This window comes from Streptomyces sp. NPDC059861 (assembly GCF_042731435.1).
Taxonomy (GTDB): Bacteria; Actinomycetota; Actinomycetes; order Streptomycetales; family Streptomycetaceae; genus Streptomyces.
The window spans coordinates 26,182-47,555 of the sequence record NZ_JBHWJQ010000020.1; the positions used below are offsets into that span (position 1 = coordinate 26,182).

A 21,374-nucleotide genomic window follows, 5' to 3' on the forward strand; every position below is an offset into this window, starting at 1 on the left:
GAGGAACAGGGTCGGCGGACGTGGCGCCCACCACATCCGCCGAAGTACTCAGAAGGTACTCAGAAGGCCGAAACCCCTGTCAGCGCCCGCCCGATGAGCAGCTTCTGGATCTGGCTCGTGCCCTCGTAGAGGGTCATCACGCGGGCGTCGCGCAGCAGCTTGCCCACCGGGTACTCGTCGATGTAGCCGTAGCCGCCGTGGACCTGGAGGGCGTTGTTGGCCGCGCGCACGGCCGCCTCCGAGGCGAAGAGCTTGGCCGTGGAGGCCTCGGTGGCGAAGGGCAGCCCGCGGTCGATCAGGTCGGCGACCCGCCAGGTCAGCAGCCGGGCCGCGTCGACGTCCACGGCGATGTCGCTGATCAGCTCCTGGACGAGCTGGTGATGGGCGATGGTCCGGCCGAACTGCTCGCGCTCCCCCGCGTGGCGGACCGCCGCGTCGAGTGCGGCCTGGGCGATGCCGACGCATCCGGCCGCGACCGACATCCGCCCCTTCGCCAGGGCGGACATGGCCACGGAGAAGCCCTTGCCCTCCGGGCCCAGCATCGCGGAGGCGGGCACCCGGACGTCCTCCAGGACCAGTTCGGCCGTGGCCTGGCCGCGCAGGCCGAGCTTGCCGTGGAGGGTGCGGCGGGTCAGTCCCGGCGTGTCGGCCGGCACGAGGAACGCGGAGACGCCCTTATGACCGGGCGCGCCGGTGGAGCGGGCGAAGAGCAGGACGACGTCGGCCCAGGTGCCGTTGGTGATGAACATCTTGGTGCCGTTGATGACGTAGTCCCCGCCGTCGCGGACCGCGCGGGTGGTCAGGTTGCCGGCGTCGGAGCCGGTGCCCGGCTCGGTGAGGCCGAAGCAGCCGACGTACGCGCCGGACGTCAGGCCGGGCAGCCAGCGCCGCTTCTGCTCCTCGTCGCCCCAGGCCGCGACGGTCTTGGCGACCAGGCCGAGGGAGACGGAGACGATGCCGCGCACGGAGGAGTCGCCGCGGCCGAGTTCCTCCGTGACCAGGCAGTACGCGAGATGGTCGCCGCCGCTGCCGCCGTACTCCTCGTCGACGGTCAGGCCGAGGAAGCCGACCTCGCCGAGCTTCTTGACGATCCCCCGGTCGACCTCCTCGGCACGGTCCCAGGTGATGACGTGGGGGGCGATCTCGCGGTCCACGAAGTCCCGGGCGAGCTGCCGTACGGCGGTCTGCTCCTCGCTCAGTTCCAGGTTCATGACACGTCACCCCACATGAAGGACACCTTGAATGTCGTCCGTTAAATTAGCACTGCTAGTTTCCGACTCGGCCCTACTATGTGCGCCATGGCCCGACCGCGCAAGCCCCTGCTCAGCACCGACCGGATCGTGGACGCGGCCCGGGCGCTGGTGGACACGGAAGGCCTCGCGGCCGTCTCCACCCGGCGGCTCGCCGCGGAGCTGGGAGTGAGCGGGCCCTCGCTCTACAACCACTTCCGCACCAAGGACGAGATCCTGGAGGCGGTCGCCGACTCGGTGAGCGCGCAGGTCGATCTGTCGATGTTCGAGGACGGGCGGGACTGGCGGACCGCGCTGCACGACTGGGCGGTCTCCTACCGGGCCGCGCTGCGCGACCACCCGAACATCGTGCCCGTGCTGGCCCGCGGGCCCGGCCGCCGCCCGGCCGCGCTGCGGCTCGCCGACGCCGTCTACGGCGCGATGGTCGAGGCGGGCTGGCCACCGGCGCAGGCCACGTCCATCGGCGCGCTGATGCGGTACTTCATCATGGGCTCCGCGCTCGGCTCGTTCGCCGGGGGCTTCGTGACCGACGAGAGCGCGTACGACCCCGCCGACTACCCCCATCTCGGCCAGGCGCACCTCCTCGCCGAGCGGCAGGAGAAGATCGACGAGCGGGCCTTCGAGACCGGGCTCGGCGCGCTGCTGGACGGGCTGGCACAGCAGTACGACCAGGTCGGTCGGCTCGCCTAGGCATATTTCGGTGGGCGCCGAAAGGTGTGTGCCCCATGCTGGGGGCATGACCTCCAAGGACCCCCGGGCCCCGGCGCTCGCGCGGCTCGCCGGGCTGATCGCCGACGAGACGCGGGCCGCCTGTCTGCTGGCGCTGCTCGACGGGCGGGCGTGGACCGCCGGTGAGCTGGCGCGGCACGCCGGGGTGGCCGCGTCGACGGCGAGCGAGCACCTCGGCAAGCTCGTCGCGGGCGGAGTGCTGGCCGAGGAGCGGCAGGGCCGGCACCGGTACGTACGGCTGGCCGACGCGCGGATCGCGCAGCTCGTGGAGGACCTGGCCGCGCAGGTCGCGCCCGGTGCCGTGATCCGGCGGCCGGGCGGACTGCGCGAGGCGAGCGCCGGTTCGGCCATGGCCCGTGGCCGCACCTGCTACGACCATCTCGCCGGGCGGCTCGGCATCACGGTCACCGACGCGCTCACCGCGCGCGGACTGCTGCGGCCGGCCGGTGAGCCGAAGGGACCCACCGATGCCGCGAGTCCGACCGTGCCGGAGCCCAGCAGACTGGACTCGCGCGGGCTCCCGGCACCGGCCGGCGAACCCCGCGGGCACACGGGCGACGGGCGGTCCGGCGGGTTCGCGCTCACGGACGCGGGCCTGCGGTGGTTCGGCGAAGCGGGCATCGCCCTGGACCGCACCGGCCGCCGTCCGCTCGCCCGCGCCTGCCTGGACTGGACCGAGCGCCGCCCTCATCTCGCGGGCGTCGCGGGCGCCGCCCTGTGCCGGCACGCCCTGCACACGGGCTGGTGCGTACGCATCGGCTCGGAGCGGGCGGTGAAAGTGACGCCGGCCGGTGAGCGGGCGCTGTCCGCGCTGCTCGGCATCGACGCGGCCGCGCTGCGCTGAGTGCGCCGCTCCCCCTCATGCCCTGCTCCCCGCCGTGTCCAGCTGCCTGCCCTGCCCTGCTCCCCGTCCGAAATCCGCGAGCCTGCGGCCCCCTCCCCCTCCTAACCTCGGGAACATGATGAACGTCGCCCCTCGTACCCAGCTGCTGGCCACCGGCGCCGCCACCGTCACGGTGGTGCTGTGGGCCTCCGCCTTCGTCTCGATCCGCAGCGCCGGAGCCGCGTACTCGCCGGGCGCGCTGGCGCTCGGGCGGCTGCTCGCCGGAGCCCTCGTGCTGGGGGCGGTCCTCCTCGTCCGGGGGGAGGGGTGGCCGCCGCGGGAGGCCTGGCGCGGGATCGCGATATCGGGCGTGCTGTGGTTCGGCTTCTACATGGTCGCCCTCAACTGGGGCGAACAGCAGGTCGACGCCGGTACGGCCGCCCTGGTCGTGAACGTCGGCCCGATCCTCATCGCCCTGCTCGGCGCCCGTCTGCTCGGCGATCCCATGCCGCCGCGGCTGCTGGCCGGGATGGCGGTGTCGTTCGCCGGGGCGGTGACCGTGGGGCTGTCGATGACCGGCGAGGGCGGCTCGTCGGTGCTCGGCGTGGTGCTGTGCCTGCTGGCCGCGATCGCCTATGCGGGCGGGGTCGTGGCGCAGAAACCGGCCCTCGGGCGCGCGAGCGTGCTGCAGGTGACGACGTTCGGATGCCTGGTCGGCTCGGTGTGCTGCCTGCCGTTCTCCTGGCAGTTGGTGACGGAGGCGGCCGACGCGCCGCTGTCGGCCACCCTCAACATGGTGTACCTGGGCGTCTTCCCGACCGCGCTGGCCTTCACCACCTGGGCGTACGCCCTGTCCCGGACGACGGCCAGCCGCATGGGCGCGACGACGTACGCGGTGCCCGCCCTGGTCGTGCTGATGTCGTGGCTGGCGCTGGGCGAGGTGCCCGGGCTGCTCACGATGGCGGGCGGCGCGCTGTGCCTGGCCGGTGTGGCCGTGTCGCGGTCCCGGCCGCGGTCCGCGGCGCCGGGGAGCGGGGCGGCGTCGCGGACCGAACAGACGGCCTCGAAGTCAGCGTGAACGCGCCCGGTCCGCAAGGACCTTGATGGACAGCAGCGCGATCACGGCGAGGCCGATGATGTAGGCGGACACCGCCATCGACGTGCCGGTCGCCTCCAGCAGCAGCACCATGACGAACGGCGCGAGACCGCCACCGGCGACCGCCGCGATCTGGTAGCCGAGGGAGGCGCCCGTGTAGCGCATCTCGGGCGTGAACAGCTCGGCGAACAGGGCGGCCTGGGGGCCGTACATGATGCTGAGGAAACAGCTGGCGACGAAGGTGCCGACCGCCAGCCACAGCAGGGAACCGGTGTCGATCAGCAGGAACAGCGGTACGGCCCACAGTCCGATGCCGACCGCGCCGAGCGCGTAGATCCTGATCCGGCCGACACGGTCGGAGAGCGCGGCCGAGGCGGGGATCAGGACGAGCTGGGTGAGGCTGACGCAGAGCGAGACGGTGAGGACCGCGCCGCGGTTCATGTCGAGCTCGCGGGTGGTGTAGTCGAGGACGCCGGTGATCAGGATGTAGAACGTCGCGGTGTTCACGGCGAAGGAGCCGCCGGCGAGCAGGACGGTACCGAGGTGGTGGCGCAGGATCGTGCGCAGCGGGCTGTTCTGCTCCGACTTCTCCCGCTCGGCCAGCGCCTTCTCCGCGTCCCGGAATTCGGGGGTCTCCTCGACCCGGGTGTGGATGTACCAGGCGAGCGCGAGCACGAGGACGCCGACCAGGAACGGCAGGCGCCAGCCCCAGGACTCGAACGCCTGCTCCGAGGTGAGCGCGCCGGCCAGCAGGAAGACCGTGTTGGCGGTCACCACGCCTATGGGGACGCCGAGTTGGACGAAGCTGCCGTAGACGCCGCGCCTGCCCTCGGGGGCGTACTCCGTGGCCAGCAGCATCGCGCCGCCCCACTGGGCGCCGACGGCGACGCCCTGCGCCACCCGGAGGGCGACGAGGAGGATCGGCGCGGCGACGCCGATCGTCTCGTACGTCGGCAGCAGGCCGATGCCGGTGGTGGCGACGCCCATCAGCGTGAGCGCGAGGACGAGCATCGGCTTGCGGCCGCGCTTGTCTCCGAGGTGACCGGCGACGATGCCGCCGAGCGGGCGGGCGAGGAAGCCGACGGCGAAGGTGGCGAAGGCGGCCAGTACGCCGGCGGTGGAGCTGCCGGAGGGGAAGTACAGGTCGCCGAGGATCAGGGCGGCGGCGATGCCGAAGACGAAGTAGTCGTACCACTCGACGGCCGAGGCGAGGGCGGCCGAGGCGGCGACCCGGCGGCGGTTGCCCGTGGGGCGGGCGGTGGTGGCGGTGGAGGTGGGGTGAGCGGAGGGGGACGTGTCCATGCGTGCACACTCCGGTGGGTGCGGTGGGGACGTTCCCGGGGAACATACTGACCGGACGGTATGGGGTCAACGGTCGTGCGTGAAGATACCGGGGAGGCAAGAGGGACCCGGGTGGCGCCCGGGTCCCTCTGGGTCAGAACTCCTGGAAGCCTGGCGTCAGAAGATCACCAGCGCCCGGCCGCCCTTGCCCGCCAGCATGTTCTCGAACGCGGCCGGGATGCCGTCCAGGGCGATCCGTTCCGTCACCAGGGCCGACAGGTCCAGGCGGCCGGCGCGGATGTGCTCGGCCAGGACCGGCAGGTCCCGCTCCGGGTCGGAGTTGCCGTAGACGCAGCCGGACAGGGTGCGGCCCCAGTGGAAGATCTCCAGGGCGTTGAAGGTGACCTGCTGGTCCTTGCCGCCGATGCCGACCACCGTGGTGCGGCCGCCGCGCCGGGTCGACTCCCAGGCCGTGCGGATGGTGACCGCCCGGCCCACGCACTCCACCGCCACGTCGACACCCTGCTTGCCGGTCAGGGCGCGGATCTCACGAGCCGTGGTGTCGGAGGCGACGACGTAGTCGGTGGCGCCGGCCGCGCGGGCCAGTTCCTCCTTCTCCGGGGAGACGTCCACCGCGACGATCCGCGACGCGCCCGCGATCCGCGCCGCCTGGAGGGCCGCCAGGCCCACCCCGCCGACACCGAACACCGCGACCGTCTCACCGGTCCGGACCCGCGCGGAGTGGTGCACGGCGCCGTAGCCCGTGAGGACCGCGCAGCCCAGGAGCGCCGCGTCGGTCAGGGGCACCCCGGCAGGCGCGGGCAGCGCGCAGGACGTCGGCACCACCGTCTCCTCGGCGAACGCGGCCACGTTCAGCCCGGGGTGCAACTCGGCACCGTCGGACGTGCGGTGGGCGTGGACGGCGGCGGAGCCCTTCAGGGCGTCGGCGCACAGCCACACCTCACCGCGCGCGCAGGCCGGGCAGTCGCCGCACGACGGCGCCCAGTTGAGGACCACGCCGTCGCCCGGTGCGAGATGCGTGACCCCTTCGCCGACGGCGACCACCGTGCCCGCGCCCTCGTGGCCGAGGACGGCCGGGACCGGGACGCGCATGGTGCCGTCGGAGAGGGACAGGTCGGAGTGGCACACCCCGGCGGCGGCGAGGCGGACCCGGATCTGGCCGGGTCCCGGTGCGGGAAGGTCGATCTCCGTGACCTCCAGCGGGGCACCGACAGCCGGAAGGACGGCGGCACGCACAGCCATGACAGTGAACTCCTCTAGAACTGGAGGGACTTGGTCTGGAGGTACTCGGTCAGGCCGTGCACGCCGAGTTCCCGGCCGACGCCCGAGCGCTTGTAGCCGCCGAAGGGCGCGAGCGGGTTGAAGCGGCCACCGTTGATGTCGACCTGACCCGTCTCCATCCGGCGCGCGAACGCCACCGCCTCCGCCTCCTCGCCCGCCCAGACCGCGCCGGCGAGCCCGTACACCGTGCCGTTGGCGATCCGCAGGGCGTCCGCCTCGTCCTCGTACCGCAGGATCGACAGCACCGGCCCGAAGATCTCCTCCTGGGCGATGGTCATCTCCGGCGTGACGTCCGCGAAGACGGTCGGGCTGACGTAGTAGCCGCGCTCCCGCGGGGCGTCGGCGCCGCCCGCGACCAGGCGGGCGCCCTCGGCCACGCCCTTGTCGATGTAGCCGCGCACCCGGTCGCGCTGCCGGGCGTTCACGAGGGGCCCGATGCGCTCGCCGTACTTGGCGGCCGCGGCGGCGGCCAGTTCGACGGCGGCGGCGTACTGCGAGGAGTGCACGAGCATCCGGGTCCACGCGCTGCACGTCTGCCCCGAGTTGGACATCACGTTGGCCACGCCGACGCCCACCGCCTTGGCCAGGTCGGCGCTCGGCAGGATGACGTTGGCGGACTTGCCGCCGAGTTCGAGGGCGACCTTCTTCACGGCGGCGCCCGCCGTGGCGGCGATCCGGCTGCCGACGGCCGTGGAGCCGGTGAAGGAGACCAGGTCGACGCCCGGATGCTCGGCGAGCGCCTGCCCGGCCACCGGGCCGAGGCCGGTGACCAGGTTGAACACACCGGCCGGGAGGCCCGCCTCGTGCACCGCCTCCGCGAAGGCCTGGGCGGTCAGCGGGGTGTCCTCGGCCGGCTTCAGGACGACCGTGCAGCCCGCGGCCAGGGCGGGGGCGACCTTGGCGACGATCTGGTGCAGGGGGTAGTTCCAGGGCGTGATCGCGCCGACCACGCCGACGGGCTCCTGGTAGACGGTCGAGTTGCCGACCTTCTCCTCGAACGCGTAGGTCGCGGCCAGTTCGGCGTACGAGCCCGCGACCGCGATCGGGGCGCCCATGTGCACCGCCTGCGAGAACGCCGGCGGCGAGCCCAGCTCGGCGGTGATCGTCTCCGCGATCTCGTCCTTGCGGGCGGCCAGCACGTCCCGCAGGGCGGCCAGGCGCGCGGCGCGCTCGGCGGGCGGCGTCGTGGACCACCCGGGCAGGGCGGCGCGGGCGGCCCGCACGGCCTGGTCCACGTCCTCGGCGGTGCCCGCGGGGACCCGGCCGATGACCTCCTCGTCGACCGGGTTCACGACCTCGATCACGTCCTGGCCTGCGGCGGGGCGCCAGGCGCCGTCGATGTACATCCCGTCCCGGGCCTTCATGGCCTACCTCCCGAACAGCGGCGTCGTCGGCACCCAAACTAGCGGCGATAGTTTTTCCGCGCCAGGCCCGGCAGGGGGCTACGGCAACACCGCCGAGCGGCTCAGAAGTCGACGCGTACCTGATCGTCCACGCGACCGACCGACTCCTGGCCGAAGGCCTTCTCGTAGTCCCGGCGGATCTCCTCGACCTTCCGGTCCCTGGCCGCCGCCTCGCCCGCCGGATACAGCAGGATCAGCTCGTACGACCGCTCCTTCACGATCGTGCCGCCCGCGTCCCGCCACTGCCCGCGCCCGCTCTGCACGGTGAGCCCGTCCGGAAAGTCCGGGGTCACCTCCTTGTCGACGAAGGCCATGAACTGCCGCTCGGTGACGGCCGGTCTACCCTCGGGCCGCGCGGTACCGAAGAGCAGTCGCGTCTCGGCGTACGCCGCACCGCGCACCGGGGTGGGGGCGGCAGGGGTCTCCTCGCCGAGCGTGGCGTACGCGGTGGGCGCCCCGACGGCGAGCAGGGTGGCGGCGGTCGCCAGGGCGACCCGGGCGCGGGTGAGTCGAAGGGTCATGGCCCTTGCCTACCGGTCGGGGCGCCACGCGACGCGGCGGCCGCGCCGAAAGGCCGGAAACCGCCTGCCGTACGGGAGGTCGAGGGCACCCCAGGAACGCGGATCCGGTCAGTTCACGCCCAGAGCGTCCAGCATCGCCGCGGCGACGTGGTTCGCGGCGTTCTGGTGGCCCTTGGCGTCGGGGTGAACGAAGGCCACGTCGCTCGGGAAGGTGGTGAAGACGCCCTCCACCCCCTTGCCGCGTCGCAGACGCTGTGGTTTGCCACGAAATGCCACGGCAGTCCGCCGGATCCCGGCGGGCTGTGTGGATTCGCCCGCTGTCCTGTTCGCGCGCCTGCCGGCACGAGCGCACCGCCGGTGCCTTCAGGTGACGTTGCTGTCCCGCCCGCGCTCCGTCGGGCGGGGCGAGAGCCGTCGGTCGGCGGGGGGTGTCCGCTCCCCGTCCCGGTGCGCCCGCGAGCGCATCGCGACCCCCGCCGACAGCAGCAGCAACCCGCCGAGCATCACGAACGGGGCCGCCACCCCCGCCACCCCGGCGATCAGGCCCGCCGTCGCCGGGGCCGCGACCTGGCCCAGGCGGTTGCCGGTGAGGCGCAGGGCGAGGGCGGTGGAGCGGGCCTCGAGCGGGGCCGCCCGGACGACCGTCGTCATGGACAGCGGCTGTCCGACGCCGAGGCAGAAGCCGAGCGCCGCGAGGATCAGCGCCAGCGTCCACACCGGCACGGGCAGCGCGATCGCGGCGCACAGCAGGGCCGCCAGCAGACAGCTCAGCGTGAGCAGCAGGGTGCGGCCCAGCTTCAGCAGCGGGGTCAGGACGAGCCGGCACGCGATGGTGGCCGCCGCGCGCAGGCTGAGCAGCAGGCCGATGACCGAGGGGGCGATGCCCCGGTGCTCGCCGACCACCGGCAGGTAGGCGGTGAGGACGTCGGTCGCGGACAGCACGGAGAGGCTGATCAGGATGCCCGTGGGGACACCCCGGGCCCGCAGGATGCCCCGCACGGGGACACGCTCGCCGCGTGTCGCAGGGGACATGTCCGGAGTACGGCTCTCTGTGCGCCACAGCGACGTGAACGCGAGCGCGGCCACCACGCCCGCGACGAGCAGGGCGAGCGCGCTGCTGTCCGCCATGTCGTGGCCGCCGATCAGCGCACCGGCCGCGACGGGCCCGACCAGTTGCCCGAGTGAGGCACCGATGGTGAAGTGCCCGAAGTTGCGGTCCTGTTCGTCCGGGGCGGACCGGCGGGCGACCAGCGACTGCGCGCCGATGACGAAGCTGAGGTGACCGAGGCCCATCACACCGCTCCAGATCGCCATCCCCCAGAGGGAGCCGACGAGGCCGCTGAGCGCGCAGCCGCCCGCTGTCAGGACGACACCGGCGGACAGCAGGGGCGCGCAACGGCCGTGGTCGGTACGGCGGCCCAGCGGAACGGCGGCGAACAGCGGGAGCAGGGCGTACACCCCCGCGATCACACCGACCGCGCGTTCGTCCGCGCCCAGCGCGAGGGCCCGGTAGGAGACGGCGGGCCGGGCCATCGACACCGCCCCCTGCGCGAAGCTGAAGGCGATGACGAGGCGGAGCAGCCAGCCGCGGTTCCCACCGGGCCCCATGGTCGTGTACCTCCTGGCGTGAAGTAGGTCGGGTGCGGTGACGTCAGATGATGCCGAACAGGATGCCCGCGCCCAGGATCACCAGACAGGTCATGGCCGCCCACTTCACGACGAACCGCGTGTGGTCGCCGAACTCCACCTTCGCCATGCCGACCAGCACGTACACGGCCGGGACCAGCGGGCTGGACATGTGCAGCGGCTGGCCGACCAGCGCGGCGCGGGCCATCTCCACCGGCGTCACGCCGTGCGCCGCGCCGGCCTCGGCGAGGACCGGCAGGACACCGAAGTAGAAGCCGTCGTTGGACATGAAGTAGGTGAGCGGGAGACTCAGCACACCGGTGACCAGGGCCATGTGCGGGCCCATGCTGCCCGGGATGACGTCGACCAGCCACTTGGCCATGCTGTCGACCATGCCGGTGCCCTGCAGGACACCGGTGAAGACGGCGGCGGCGAAGACCATGCCGGAGACGTTGAGGACGTTGTCGGCGTGCGCGGCGAGGCGGGCCTTCTGGTCCGGGATCCTCGGGAAGTTGACGGTGAGTGCGAGGGCGGCGCCGATCAGGAACAGCACCGGGATCGGCAGCAGCTCCATGATCATGGCGGTGAGCAGGCCGGTCGTGAGCAGCGCGTTGAACCAGAGCAACTTGGGGCGCAGGGTGGGGCGGTCGGGGTCCAGTCCCTGGAAGTCGTCGTCCTCGCCGAGGTCCTCGGCGCCGGTTCCGGCACCGGCACCGGCGCCGGCTCCACCGGTGACCTGCTGGGTGCCCGCACGGGAGGCGGCGCCCGCGCCGACGCCGCCCGTGCCCACGAGCACCGTCTCCTTCTCCTCCTCCAGCACCTCCTCCAGGGTCAGCACACCGAGCCGCCGGCGCTCGCGCAGACCGAGGACGTACGACAGCGCGACGACGAAGACCAGACCGACGGCGAGGGCCGGGATCATGGGGACGAAGATGTCGCTGGCGTCCAGCTTCAGGGCGGTGGCGGCGCGGGCGGTCGGGCCGCCCCACGGCAGGGTGTTCATCACGCCGTTGGCGGTCGCCGCGACACCGGTCATCACGACCAGGCTCATCTTCAGCCGCTTGTAGAGCGGGTACATCGCCGAGACGGTGATCATGAACGTGGTCGAGCCGTCACCGTCCAGCGAGACGATCGCGGCGAGCAGGGCCGTACCGACGACGATGCGCATCGGGTCGGCCTTGCAGAACCTCAGGATGCCCCGGACGATCGGGTCGAACAGACCGACGTCGATCATCACCCCGAAGTAGACGATCGCGAACATGAGCATCGCCGCGGTGGGGGCGAGGCTGGAGACTCCGTCGATGACGTAGTCGCCGAGGTGCGCGCCCTTGCCCACGATCACACAGAAGAGTGCGGGGATGAGCACGAGCGCCGCGATCGGCGACATCTTCTTCAACATGATCAGGACCAGGAAGGTCGCGATCATGGCGAAGCCGAGGATGGTCAGCATGAGTGGATACCTAACGTTCGCCCTTGAACTCCCACCAGGGCCGGCGGTTCGACGACGTTAGGTCCCGTCAATCGGCGTTAACAAGATGTTGACGTGCGAGCAATAAGCGCAAAACTCCTGGTCACAGCTTTGCTCAGGTCAGCGCGGTGAGCTTTTCGGTCACCGGCGCGAGTTCCACGGGCACGCCGTTGAGGACCGCGTTGCCGGAGAGCGGGTCGAGCCGGCTGCCGTCGAGGAGCTGGTTGACGTTGACGCCGGGGTCGGTCGCGGCGTGGGTGAGACGGGTGCCGGGGCGGTCGTGGCCCCAGCCGTGCGGGAGGCTGACCACGCCGGGCCGTACGCCGTCGGTGACCTCGGCGGGGGCCGTCACCTCTCCCCCGGCGCCCTTCACCCGGACCGGCGCCCCGTCGCGCACGCCGAGCCGGTCGGCGTCCTCGGGGTGGATGTGCAAGGTGCAGCGGTTGGTGCCGCCGGTCAGGGCGGGGACGTTGTGCATCCAGCTGTTGTTGGAGCGCAGATGGCGGCGCCCGACGAGCACGAGACCGGCGGCGCGCTCCGTCATGGCCTGCCGCAGACGCGGCAGATCGCCGGCGAGGGGCGCCGGCAGCAGCTCGACCTTCCCGCTCGCCGTCTTCAGCGGCTGCGGCAGCCGGGGGCGCAGCGGCCCGAGGTCGACGCCGTGCGGATGGGCGAGCAGTTTCACGAGGCTCAGCCCGTCCGGCCGTACGCCGAAGCCGTCCCCGTACGGGCCGAGGCGCAGCATCATGTCGAGGCGCCGCTCGGGGCCGGTGTCGCCGTCGAGCCGGGCGGCGAGTTCCTTCGGGTCCCGGCCGTGCACCGGTGAGTGGGGCTCCGTCACCGCCTTGCCGAGGGTCTGCTCGACGGCCATGGCGTCCACGGCACCGGGGTCGGCGCCGTGCATGCCGGAGGCCGCCAGCACGAGCCGGGCGAGGATCTCGGTCTCGGCCATCCGGCCCGGCTCCAGCGGTACGGCGGGGCGGGTGTAGCGGACCTGGTTGCGCACGGCGAGGGTGTTGAAGGCGAAGTCGTGGTGGGCGCTCTGGGACGGCGGGGGCGGCGGCAGCACGACGTGGGCGTGGCGCGAGGTCTCGTTCAGGTACGGGTCGACGCTGACCATGAAGTCCAGCGAGCCGAGGGCCTTGTCGAGCCGGGCGCCGTCGGGCGCGGACAGCACCGGATTGGCGGCGACCGCGATCAGCGCCCGGACCGGCTCGCCCTCCTCGGTGGCGGTGTCGATCTCCTCGGCGAGCGCGGAGAGCGGCAGCTCGCCCTTCGCCTCGGGGTGCTTGCTCACCCGGGACCGCCAGCGCCCGAGCGCGAAGCCGCGGCCGGGTCCGGCCGGACGGGGTGTCCGGTCCGTGGCGGCCTGCGGGAAGAGGGCACCGCCCGGCCGGTCGAGGTTGCCGGTGAGGATGTTGAGGACGTCGACGAGCCAGCTGGCGAGCGTGCCGTGCGGGACCGTGCAGCTGCCGATGCGCCCGTAGACGGCGGCGGTGGGGGCGGCGGCCAGTTCCCGGGCGAGGGCACGCGTCACGGCGGGCTCGACGTCGCAGGCACCGGCGACGGCCTCGGGAGTGAAGGCCGCCATCGCCTCCCGGAGTTCGGTGAGCCCCTCGACATGCGGCGCGAGGTCGCCGAGCGCGACCAGGTCCTCCTCGAAGAGGACGTGCGTCATCGCCGCGAGCAGCAGGGCGTCCGCGCCGGGGAGGATGGCGATGTGACGGTCGGCCAGTTTGGCGGTGCGGGTGCGGCGCGGGTCGATCACGGTGAGCGTGCCGCCGCGCGCCTTGAGCGCCTTCAGCTTGCCGGGGAAGTCGGGCGCGGTGCACAGACTGCCGTTGGACTCCAGCGGGTTGGCGCCGATGAGCAGCAGGTGGCCGGTGTGGTCGAGGTCGGGCACGGGGATGGCGTTCGCGTCGCCGTAGAGGAGTCCGCTGGAGACGTGCTTGGGCATCTGGTCGACCGTGGACGCGGTGAACACGCTGCGGGTGCCGAGGGCGCCGATCAGGACGGGCGGGTAGAGCGCGCCGGCCATGGTGTGCACGTTGGGGTTGCCGAGGACGACCCCGACGGAGTTCGCCCCGTACCGCTCGACGACCGGGCGGATCCCGGCGGCCACGGCGTCGAACGCCTCCTGCCAACTGGCCTCGCGCAGCTCCCCGTCCCGGCGCACGAGCGGCCCGCGCAGCCGGTCGGGGTCGCCGTCGACCGCCCCGAAGGAGGCGCCCTTGGGGCAGATGAACCCCTCGCTGAAGACGTCGTCGCGGTCACCGCGGGCCCCTGTGACCCGGGTCCCCTCGATGGTGAGCGTCAGCCCGCAGGTGGCCTCGCACAAGGGACAGATTCGCAGGGCGGTGCGGGACACGGGTCCTCCCGGGGTCTGACGACGACGGCGACGCACGGACGGGATGAGCATACCGACCGGTATGCATGGAGGGGAGCCCTTGCGTGAAGAGGATCTCCGAAGAGGAAGAGGGCGCCCGGACGGCCGCCCGGCTCCCGTCAGTCCAGCACCCGCCCCAGGTACGCCCGCAGCATCTCCCGCATCTCCGCGACGATGTCCGCGTCCCCCTCCGGATCCACCCGGAACGCCAGCTGCACCAGGGCGTCCGCGGTCTCCACGGCGATCAGGAAGACACGGCGCAGCTCGGCGTCGGGTTCGCGGGTGAGATGGCCGCCGAGGAGGTCGGTGAGCCGGTCGGCGACCCGGTGGTTGGGTTCGGCCTGCCGGCTGCCGACGGGGATCTGGTTGCCGAAGTCGACGAGGGAGAAGCCGGGCGCGGTGCGCTTCATGACGAGGTACTCGTCCAGCACGGCGTCCATGGCGGCCCGCCAGTCGCCCTGTTCGGCGCCTTTCAGGCGGGCGGTGACCCGCTCCGCGTAGCGGTCCAGGTTGCGCTGGGCGAGCGCGTCGGCCATCTGCCGTTTGTTGCCGAAGAAGCGGTAGACCGAGCCGATGGGAACACCGGCGCGCTGGGCGACCGCGCGGGTGCTCAGGTCGTCGTAGCCGACCTCGTCGAGGAGGTCGGCGCAGGCGTCGAGGATGCGGGTCAGCCGTTCGGCACTGCGCCGCTGGACGGGCGCACGACGGAGCGTGGTCGGGTGGGGCACGGGCTTCATGATGCCTTTCCGCCGGGACCCGGTGAACCTCCACCCCCGCTACGCATCTCCGCGCCCGGTGCACTCGTCGTGGCCGCCGACTCGCTGCCCGACGCGGTGATGTCGGCCGTGCACTCGACGGGCTCGCCGTCGACCGCCCAGACGGTGCCGTCGTCGGCGTACAGCCGCGCGGTCACCTGGTGCGTGCCGCGGGGGACCAGGCCGGCGGCCAGGCGGTGCTCGGGGTCGCGCAGTTCGGCGACGGGGCGGCCGTCCACGAAGAGGCGGGCGACGCCCCGCCCGGGCACCGCCCTGGGTGCCGTACCGGCCGGCGAGAGGCCGAAGTCGCCAAGGCGCAGACGTACGTCCCATCCGGCGCCGGAGGCGTCGGGCTGCACCTCTATGCCGATCTCGGGCGCGTCCTCCTCGCGCACCTCACGATAGGGGCGCCCGGCCTCGTCGGTGTCGTCGAGCAGCCGGCCCACCGCCGGCGGCGACTCCGCGTTCTCCCGCTCCCCGGCATCGCCGGTGCCACAGCCCGCGGCTGCGGCCACCGACAGGACACAGACCGCGAGCGCGGCACGGGATCGACGCGTCCACGACATGTCGGCGAGCGTAGAACACCGGTGCGACACCCCGAATCCCCCTGGAGTCTGGTTCTCGGCCGTCCTCCGTCCTCCGCCGAGAGGAGGCCGGACATCCCCCTTGCGCCGGAGCAACCGCAATCCTACGGTGAACCATAGGAATCGACGGGCGAGGGAGCAGCGATCATGAGCGATGGGGGCACCTCCCGCGCGAGCGTGTTCGAGCGTGGGGCAGCGCGGAAGACCGCCGAAGGGCTGGCCTACCTCTCCGGATTCGGCAACGAGCACAGCTCGCAGGCCCTCCCGGGCGCACTGCCCGAAGGCCGGAACTCACCCCAGCGCGCACCCCTCGGCCTGTACGCCGAGCAGCTCAGCGGCACGGCGTTCACCGAGCCCCGCGCCCACAACCGCCGTTCATGGCTCTACCGCATCCGCCCCTCGGCCGCGCACCCGGCGTTCACCCGCACCGGCAACGGCGGCCTGCGCACGGCCCCCTTCACCGAGACCGTGCCCGACCCGAACCGGCTGCGCTGGAACCCCCTGCCCGAACCGCCGCCCGGCACCGACTTCCTGGCCGGCCTGTGGACCCTGGGCGGCAACGGCGACGTCACCCAGCGCACCGGCATGGCCGTGCACCTCTACCACGCCAACGCCGACATGGATCGCGTCTTCAGCGACGCGGACGGCGAGCTGCTGATCGTGCCGGAGCGCGGCGGTCTGCTGCTGCGCACGGAGTTCGGGCTGCTGGCGGTGGAGCCCGGCCATGTCGCGCTCGTCCCGCGCGGGGTCCGCTTCCGCGTGGAGCTGCTGGACGCGGGGTCCGACGACGGGCAGGGCCCGGCCGCGCGCGGCTACGTCTGCGAGAACTACGGCGCCCCCTTCCGCCTCCCCGATCTCGGCCCGATCGGCGCCAACGGCCTCGCCAACCCACGGGACTTCAGGGCGCCGGTCGCGGCGTACGAGGACGTCGAGGGCCCGGTGGAGGTCGTCAACAAGTTCTGCGGCAACCTCTGGACGGCGACGTACGACCACTCACCGCTCGACGTCGTCGCCTGGCACGGCAACCATGTGCCGTACGTCTACGACCTGCGCCGCTTCAATGTGATCGGCACCATCTCCTACGATCACCCGGACCCGTCGATCTTCACGGTCCTCACCTCGCCGTCCGACACCCCCGGCCTCGCGGGCGTGGACTTCGTGGTCTTCGCGCCGCGCTGGCTGGTGGGCGAGGACACGTTCCGGCCGCCGTACTTCCACCGGAACGTGATGAGCGAGTACATGGGGCTCGTCGAGGGCGCGTACGACGCGAAGGCCGAGGGGTTCGTGCCGGGCGGCGGCTCGCTGCACAACATGATGTCGGCGCACGGCCCGGACCGGGAGACGTTCGACCGGGCGAGCGCGGCCGAGCTGCGGCCGCAGCGGGTGGACGACGGGCTGGCGTTCATGTTCGAGACGCGCTGGCCGATGACCCTGACACCGCAGGCGGAGCAGGCGGAACACCTGCAACAGCGTTACGACGACGTGTGGCAGGGCATGGAGCGGCACTTCCGCCCCTTGCACTGACCGAATCCTGCCGGTACGGATGGCCCCGTGACCTCCTTCGCCCCGGACTCGATCGTCCTGAACCGCAAGCTGCCGCTCTGGTACCAGGTGTCGCAGTCGCTGCGCGCCTCGATACTCGGCCGCTCGCCCCGGGACCCGCTGCGCCTGCCGACCGAGGAGCAACTGGCGGGGCACTACGGCGTGAGCGTGCTGACCATGCGGCAGGCGCTGAAGGAGCTGGAGGACGAGGGCCTGATCAGCCGCCACCGCAGGCGCGGCACGTTCATCGAGCCCAGCGCGCGGCGGGGCGCCCCGGTGCGGCTGCTGGGCTCGGTGGACGCGATCGTGGCCCAGCAGTCCGGCATGACCGCCGAGTTGCTGGACCACGGGCACGCGCCGGTGCCCGCGGAACTCGCCGAGTACTTCCCGGACCTCGGCGAGGTGGCGACGTACCACCGGCTGCGCAGCGACGAGAAGACGGGCGAGCCGACCAACCACGCCCACAACTACGTCCGCCCGGAGGTGGCGGACCGGATCGACCTGGACGATCTGGGCCGCCGGCCGATGACCAAGGTGCTGCGGGACGTGGTCGGGGCGGACATCAGCCGCATCACGGACACGGTGGAGGCCCGGCTCGCGGACCCGGAGACGGCGCGCCTGCTCGACGTGCCGCTGCTGAGCCCGATCCTGCACTACACGGGCGTGACGTACGACGGTTCCGGGCGGGTGCTGGACGTCGCCGTGATCCACTACCGGGGCGACCGCTTCTCCTTCACGGTGACGCTGGACGCCACCTGACCCACGCGCCGGAGGGCCGTCGTACGATGCCGGGCGTGACGCACGACGACGCTCCGCTGCTCGCGGACCTCATGCCGTGGTCCGTCGCACCGCCGCGAATCGGCCGGGGGTGGCCGACGGCCCCCGACCCGTCCACCCTCAAGGCCCGCTGGGACGCCCTGATGAAGGCCGAGGGCGCGGACCGCGAGGCCCTGTTCGAACCTTCGCGCTCCCGCACCCTGCACTCGGCGGTCGGGCAGCTGCCGGGCCGCTCCACCGGCACGGAGAAGCTGCTGCGCGCGCAGGGCCCCTGCCCGGAGCCGGTCCGTGTGCTGCCGGCGCCCTTCGACGAGCAGTGGCTGATCCCGGACCACCGGCTGATCGACGCGGCCCGGCCGGAGCTGTGGCGGGTCACCGACGAACAGCAGGTGTTCGTGGTCGAGAACCCCGAGGGCGGCGGCCCCCGCCTACTGGCCACGTCCCTGGTCCCGCTGCTCCGCCCCGGCCGGGTACGGCCCCTGTACCGCCGCCCCGGCGGCGCCGAGCCGAACCTCGCCCCCGGCCTGCTGGAGCACCTGGCCGACCGCCTCGGACAGGCCGCCGGCCCGGTCGACGTCCTGGCGTGGATCCTGAGCGCGGTGCGGGCGGACCTCACGGTGCCGCTCACCGAGGACCCCGCGCTCTGGTCGCAGGGCGTACAGCGGGGCCGGCGCATGCTCTGGCTGCTGCGCCGCGACGGCGACCGCCCCAAACTGCCCGGCGGCCGCCGCCCCTACGTCCGTGCCCCGCTCCCCGCCCGGCCCCGCACGCTCCGCTACGACCGCGACGAGGAGGCCCTGTACCTCGACGAGGGCCGCGTCTCCCCCGTGCCGTCCCAGGCCTGGGACTTCGAGGCGGGCGGTGTCCGCGTCCTGGAGCACTGGTTCGCGGCCCGGACGGCCGAGGGCGACCCCGGCACGCTCCTCGCGATCCGCCCGGCGACCTGGCCCCAGACGTGGACCTCGGAGCTGCAGGAGCTGATCACGGTCCTCACGCTGCTGGCCGAACTCCCCCCGCTGGGCACGGAGTCGACCCTCACCGCGACCGAGCTGCGCACGGCCGGGGTCCTGCCGGTCCCGGCCCCGGCCCGCCGCCCCGCCTCGGTCCTGGACCACCGCGAGGAGGGCCCGGAAGGCCAGTTCGCCCTGCTCTAGCCGTCGCCCTGCCGCTCCGGCCCGAAGCAGTCCAGCACCCGGGCCCGGTGGATCCGGATGCGGTGGCCGGCGTAGCTGTACAGCGACACCGTGCCGCAGCTCGGCTCGGCGGCGACCCGCCGCATCGGGATCCGCGTCCATGCCTCGGCGTCCGCGATCCGCACGGCCGCCGCGGCCAGGGCTGACGACCGGCCCCGCTGACAAGGCGGGCACGCTCGGGACATGATCCACCCCATGGACCGTCTTCCCCTGCCCCTGGAGGGCATCACCGTCGTCGCCGTCGAACAGGCCGTCGCCGCCCCCTTCGCCACCCGGCAGCTCGCCGATCTCGGCGCCCGGGTCGTCAAGGTCGAACGGGTCGACGGCGGCGACTTCGCACGCGGCTACGACACCGCGGCGCGTGGCCTCGCCTCGCACTTCGTGTGGTGCAACCGCGGCAAGGAATCCATCGCGCTGGACCTGAAGGACCCGCGCGGACTGGACGCCGTACGGCGGCTCGTGGCGGAGGCCGACGTGTTCGTGCAGAACCTCGCGCAGGGGGCGGCGGCACGGCTCGGGCTGGACGCGGCCACGCTGTGCGCCGCGCACCCGCGGCTGATCGCCGTCGACATCTCCGGCTACGGGGCGTCGGGGCCGTACGCCGACAAGCGGGCGTACGACATGCTCGTGCAGTGCGAGGCCGGGCTGGTGTCGGTGACGGGGACGCCCGAGCAGCCGGTGAAGGCGGGGATCCCCGCGGCGGACATCGCGGCGGCCATGTACGCCTTCTCGGGTGTGCTGGCGGCGCTGGTGAGGCGCGGCGCCACCGGGCGGGGCGGGCCGGTGGAGGTGTCGATGCTGGAGGCGCTCACCGAGTGGATGGGGCATCCGCTGCACCATGTGATGCACGACGGCGCACCACCGGCGCGCACAGGCCTCGCGCACGCCGTCATCGCCCCCTACGACGCCTACGCCACGGCGGACGGCGGGCGGGTGCTGCTGTCGGTGCAGAACGACCGGGAGTGGCGGCGGCTCGCCGAACAGGTTCTCGGCGAGCCCGAGTTGGGCAGTGATCCGGCGTTCGCGACGAACGCGGCGCGGGTGGCGCACCGGGAACGTACGGACGCGCGGGTCGCGCGGGCGCTGGCGGCGCTGACCGCCGACGAGGCACAGGCCCGGCTGGAGGCCGCGGGGATCGCGTGCGCCCGGCTGCGGGACGTACGTGAGGTGGCGGAGCATCCGCAGCTGGCGGCCCGGGAGCGGTGGCGGGAGGTGGGTTCGCCCGCCGGGCCGCTCAAGGCGCTGCTGCCCCCGATCACCTGGCCGGGTGGGGAGCCGGCGCGGAGCGGAGACGTACCCGCGCTCGGGCAGCACACCGAAGCATTACTGCGTGCCGTGGGGATGACGGACGGCGAGATCGCAGCGCTGCGCCGGGACGGTGTGGCTGTCTGAGCGCGGGCCCTCGAAGAGTGCGTCGGGGGACGTTCGTGCGGGTCAGCGGCCGCCGAACAGCGAACGGCGCAGGCGACGCAGCGGGGCGAAGAGCGAGACCCGGCGCACCCGGGACACCCGGTCGCTGCGCTCGTGCGAGGTGTCACGTGCAGTTATCTCACGCATCAGCGAGGTCGCCTCGGCCGCCTCGCGCTGCGGGACGGCGGGGCCGGCCAGCACCGAGAGATGGCGGTCGAGACGCGAACTGGTCGCGCTGCTCCCGCAGGTGATCGCAGGGACCCTTGCCCTGCTGCGCACTGTTATCTGTTCCATGTCACTCCCCACCCGTACGAGTCCACCCGGCCCGGGCAGGGTAACCCTATCTCCCCCTTGGGGCACGCGTGTATCGCGGTCACAGGATTCACCTTCCCCGTAAGGGCGTTGACCATCCCTCTTCGATCACCCTCCGAATCCAACCGATTCCAGGGCGAGTTGGACAACCGGCTGCGTGGTGGGCCGGAGTGAGCCTCCGTCGGGCTCGACGGTCACAGCGAGTGACGTCGCCGCTCTGTCCAGGCCGTTCGCGACGAAGGGCGTGTCGCCGTCCAGGAGGCCCAGGGAGCGTGGTTGCGCCTGGGGGCGCATGAGCCACAGTTGATGCACACGGTCGCCCGGCAGCTTGTCGTACCCGTTCAGGGTGACGACCGCGCGCCCCTCCGATGCGGAGGCGATCACTCCGATCGTTCTTCCCTCGGCATCCCGTCCGGTGGCCGCACGGGCGTCCGGGGCGGCCAGGACGTGGGCTATCTCACGTGACCTGTCCCGCTCGGCGGCCAGTTGGTCGCCCGTCCGGTTCGCCTGGACGGCGAAGAGGGCGGCGACGACCAGGGCCGCGGCGGCGGTCGCGGTGGCGAACGGGACGAACAGGGGGCGTGTCCGGGGCGTGCGGGCGCGCGCCGGGGTGGGCTGCGTACCCCACACGTGCGGAGGCAGCGCCGCCGCACGCGCGCGCGGCGGTTCCTGCGGGGTCGTGCGTACGGCGGCCAGCACGCGGTCGCGCAGGGCGGCCGGCGCGGGGGCCGCCGTGGACCAGGCGAGCCGCACGGCGTCCTCACAGAGCACCCGTACCTCCCGCGCGCAGCGCTCGCAGGCCGCCAGGTGCTTCTCGAAGCGGGCGCGTTCGTCCCGCTCCAGGGCGTCGAGCGCGTAGGGGGCGGCGAGGCTGTGCAGGTCGGCGCGGCCGCGCAGCCGGTCGAGCAGGCTCATG

At 73.1% G+C, this 21,374-nt stretch carries 21 protein-coding genes; 7 read left to right on the forward strand and 14 right to left on the reverse strand.

The window, feature by feature from the left end:
• Positions 1-59: 59 nt before the first annotated feature.
• Positions 60-1,211, reverse strand: a complete 1,152-nt coding sequence (locus ACFV6X_RS19065; RefSeq protein WP_385384883.1) for an acyl-CoA dehydrogenase family protein — start codon at positions 1,209-1,211, stop codon at positions 60-62.
• Between the two features lie 87 nt (positions 1,212-1,298).
• Here ACFV6X_RS19065 and ACFV6X_RS19070 point away from each other — a divergent pair, with 87 nt between their 5' ends.
• From ACFV6X_RS19070 to ACFV6X_RS19080, 3 genes are all read left to right on the forward strand, one after another.
• The gene (locus ACFV6X_RS19070) at positions 1,299-1,940 is read left to right on the forward strand and encodes a TetR/AcrR family transcriptional regulator (protein ID WP_385384886.1); all 642 of its coding nucleotides are present in this window, start codon (positions 1,299-1,301) and stop codon (positions 1,938-1,940) included.
• A 46-nt stretch (positions 1,941-1,986) separates the two neighbouring features.
• Positions 1,987-2,823 carry an ArsR/SmtB family transcription factor gene (locus ACFV6X_RS19075; protein ID WP_385384889.1) on the forward strand — a complete coding sequence of 279 codons (837 nt, stop codon included), beginning with the start codon at positions 1,987-1,989 and terminating at the stop codon, positions 2,821-2,823.
• 115 nt (positions 2,824-2,938) lie between these two features.
• Positions 2,939-3,880, forward strand: a complete 942-nt coding sequence (locus ACFV6X_RS19080; RefSeq protein WP_385384892.1) for a DMT family transporter — start codon at positions 2,939-2,941, stop codon at positions 3,878-3,880.
• On the opposite strand, the gene ACFV6X_RS19085 is transcribed toward ACFV6X_RS19080, so the two are convergent.
• The 10 genes from ACFV6X_RS19085 to ACFV6X_RS19130 form a co-directional block, all read right to left on the reverse strand.
• Complete coding sequence (locus ACFV6X_RS19085) at positions 3,872-5,200, reverse strand: MFS transporter (RefSeq protein ID WP_385384895.1); 1,329 nt, start codon at positions 5,198-5,200, stop codon at positions 3,872-3,874. The genes ACFV6X_RS19080 and ACFV6X_RS19085 overlap by 9 nt on opposite strands.
• Positions 5,201-5,356: 156 nt before the next feature.
• Positions 5,357-6,442 carry a Zn-dependent alcohol dehydrogenase gene (locus tag ACFV6X_RS19090; RefSeq protein WP_385384897.1) on the reverse strand — a complete coding sequence of 362 codons (1,086 nt, stop codon included), beginning with the start codon at positions 6,440-6,442 and terminating at the stop codon, positions 5,357-5,359.
• Positions 6,443-6,456: 14 nt separating this feature from the next.
• Positions 6,457-7,845: an aldehyde dehydrogenase family protein gene (locus ACFV6X_RS19095; protein ID WP_385384900.1), complete on the reverse strand. Its 1,389-nt coding sequence runs from the start codon at positions 7,843-7,845 to the stop codon at positions 6,457-6,459.
• Positions 7,846-7,946: 101 nt separating this feature from the next.
• Positions 7,947-8,405: a DUF3574 domain-containing protein gene (locus tag ACFV6X_RS19100; RefSeq protein WP_385384903.1), complete on the reverse strand. Its 459-nt coding sequence runs from the start codon at positions 8,403-8,405 to the stop codon at positions 7,947-7,949.
• Positions 8,406-8,513: 108 nt separating this feature from the next.
• The gene (locus ACFV6X_RS19105; RefSeq protein ID WP_385384906.1) at positions 8,514-8,681 is read right to left on the reverse strand and encodes a hypothetical protein; all 168 of its coding nucleotides are present in this window, start codon (positions 8,679-8,681) and stop codon (positions 8,514-8,516) included.
• A gap of 87 nt (positions 8,682-8,768) precedes the next feature.
• Complete coding sequence (locus ACFV6X_RS19110; protein ID WP_385384909.1) at positions 8,769-10,013, reverse strand: MFS transporter; 1,245 nt, start codon at positions 10,011-10,013, stop codon at positions 8,769-8,771.
• A gap of 43 nt (positions 10,014-10,056) precedes the next feature.
• Complete coding sequence (locus ACFV6X_RS19115; RefSeq protein ID WP_385384912.1) at positions 10,057-11,481, reverse strand: CitMHS family transporter; 1,425 nt, start codon at positions 11,479-11,481, stop codon at positions 10,057-10,059.
• Between the two features lie 133 nt (positions 11,482-11,614).
• Positions 11,615-13,867, reverse strand: a complete 2,253-nt coding sequence (locus tag ACFV6X_RS19120; protein ID WP_385384915.1) for a molybdopterin oxidoreductase family protein — start codon at positions 13,865-13,867, stop codon at positions 11,615-11,617.
• 137 nt (positions 13,868-14,004) lie between these two features.
• Positions 14,005-14,622 (reverse strand): TetR family transcriptional regulator, encoded by a 618-nt coding sequence (locus ACFV6X_RS19125; protein WP_385384917.1) that lies wholly within the window; start codon positions 14,620-14,622, stop codon positions 14,005-14,007.
• Positions 14,619-15,206 (reverse strand): hypothetical protein, encoded by a 588-nt coding sequence (locus ACFV6X_RS19130; protein WP_385384920.1) that lies wholly within the window; start codon positions 15,204-15,206, stop codon positions 14,619-14,621. Before ACFV6X_RS19130 ends, ACFV6X_RS19125 begins: the two co-directional genes overlap by 4 nt.
• A gap of 165 nt (positions 15,207-15,371) precedes the next feature.
• Between ACFV6X_RS19130 and hmgA the strand changes: the two genes are divergently transcribed.
• Genes hmgA through ACFV6X_RS19145 form a run of 3 tightly spaced genes read left to right on the forward strand, consistent with a single transcriptional unit; the run spans position 15,372 to position 18,697 of the window.
• Positions 15,372-16,748 carry a homogentisate 1,2-dioxygenase gene (gene hmgA / locus ACFV6X_RS19135; protein WP_385384923.1) on the forward strand — a complete coding sequence of 459 codons (1,377 nt, stop codon included), beginning with the start codon at positions 15,372-15,374 and terminating at the stop codon, positions 16,746-16,748.
• Between the two features lie 27 nt (positions 16,749-16,775).
• Complete coding sequence (locus ACFV6X_RS19140) at positions 16,776-17,525, forward strand: GntR family transcriptional regulator (protein WP_385384926.1); 750 nt, start codon at positions 16,776-16,778, stop codon at positions 17,523-17,525.
• A gap of 26 nt (positions 17,526-17,551) precedes the next feature.
• Complete coding sequence (locus ACFV6X_RS19145) at positions 17,552-18,697, forward strand: type ISP restriction/modification enzyme (RefSeq protein WP_385384928.1); 1,146 nt, start codon at positions 17,552-17,554, stop codon at positions 18,695-18,697.
• On the opposite strand, the gene ACFV6X_RS19150 is transcribed toward ACFV6X_RS19145, so the two are convergent.
• Positions 18,694-18,921 carry a hypothetical protein gene (locus ACFV6X_RS19150; RefSeq protein ID WP_385384930.1) on the reverse strand — a complete coding sequence of 76 codons (228 nt, stop codon included), beginning with the start codon at positions 18,919-18,921 and terminating at the stop codon, positions 18,694-18,696. The genes ACFV6X_RS19145 and ACFV6X_RS19150 overlap by 4 nt on opposite strands.
• A 10-nt stretch (positions 18,922-18,931) precedes the next feature.
• Between ACFV6X_RS19150 and ACFV6X_RS19155 the strand changes: the two genes are divergently transcribed.
• Positions 18,932-20,128, forward strand: a complete 1,197-nt coding sequence (locus tag ACFV6X_RS19155) for a CaiB/BaiF CoA transferase family protein (protein WP_385384932.1) — start codon at positions 18,932-18,934, stop codon at positions 20,126-20,128.
• A gap of 42 nt (positions 20,129-20,170) precedes the next feature.
• Here ACFV6X_RS19155 and ACFV6X_RS19160 read toward each other — a convergent pair whose 3' ends face one another.
• Together ACFV6X_RS19160 and ACFV6X_RS19165 are read right to left on the reverse strand one after the other, a co-directional pair.
• A complete protein-coding gene (locus ACFV6X_RS19160; protein WP_365448303.1) occupies positions 20,171-20,440 on the reverse strand; it encodes a hypothetical protein in 270 nt (89 codons plus the stop codon).
• A 126-nt stretch (positions 20,441-20,566) separates the two neighbouring features.
• A complete protein-coding gene (locus ACFV6X_RS19165; protein WP_385384935.1) occupies positions 20,567-21,373 on the reverse strand; it encodes an anti-sigma factor domain-containing protein in 807 nt (268 codons plus the stop codon).
• Between the last annotated feature and the right edge of the window lies 1 nt (position 21,374).